The 985-nt window shown below is 49.2% G+C and carries 1 protein-coding gene; it reads left to right on the forward strand.

The genetic code is table 11. The features are described 5' to 3' along the window. Positions 1–63: 63 nt before the first annotated feature. A complete protein-coding gene (locus tag NGM62_RS21900; protein ID WP_262250431.1) occupies positions 64–972 on the forward strand; it encodes an IS1595 family transposase in 909 nt (302 codons plus the stop codon). Positions 973–985: the final 13 nt, after the last annotated feature.

The following is a 985-nucleotide window of genomic DNA, read 5'->3' on the forward strand; positions in this document are numbered from 1 at the left end:
ACTGATTCTCCGCAAACGCACCTAATATTTTTAGTATATTAGCGGGTGTAAAAAGCAGGAATTATGAACATATTCAGTTTTACGGCTCATTTCGGTTCGGAGGAAGATTGCCGTTTACATTTCAAGGCTCAGCGTGACAGGGAAGGTGTTGTCTGCAAGCGGTGCGGTGGCAGCTCCCATTATTGGTTACAGGGCAAATGGAGTTATGAATGCAAAGGATGCCGTTTCCGTACCTCCTTACGCAGCGGTACGATCATGGAGAGCTCCAAGCTGCCCTTTTTGGTCTGGTACAAAACCATGTTCCTGATGAGCTGCACCAAGAAGGGTTTCTCGACCAACGAGATACAGAAGCAATTGGGGTTGAAGCGTTACGAGCCGGTATGGGCGATGGTGCACAAGCTCCGCAAAGCGATGGGCAACCGGGATGCCCGGTATACGCTGGAAGGGATGATAGAACTGGATGAGGGCTATTTTTCGGTGGCCAGCAAGGAGATTGAACGGGGCAAGGGAACACGCGGCCGTGGAGCCGAGGGCAAGCAGAACGTTGCGGTGATGGCCGAAAGCACCCCGCTGGAAGATATCGAAACGGGCAAAAAGGAGAAGCATGTGCGCTATTTCAAGGCCCGGGTGCTGGATAGCCACCAAAGTGAAGGTATCAACGAGCTGGTCAGGGACTGCATGGAGGATGAGGCTATCGTCTTTTCGGACAAAAGCACCTCTTACGTGGATATCTCCGATCTGGTGGAACTGCACGTCACCGAGAAATCGGACGCCAAAACCACCAAGGAAACCCTGAAATGGGTACATATCGCCATCAGCAATGCAAAACGGACATTATTGGGCAATTACCATAAAATCAAAAGGAAGTACCTCCAGCTGTACCTCAACGAGTTCATTTACAAATTGAACAGAAGGTATTTCGGAGACAAATTATTTGACAGACTGGTCATTGCAAATATAACAGGTGCGTAAACGGATAATCAGA

The organism is Parapedobacter soli (genome assembly GCF_025460835.1).
Taxonomy (GTDB): Bacteria; Bacteroidota; Bacteroidia; order Sphingobacteriales; family Sphingobacteriaceae; genus Parapedobacter; species Parapedobacter soli.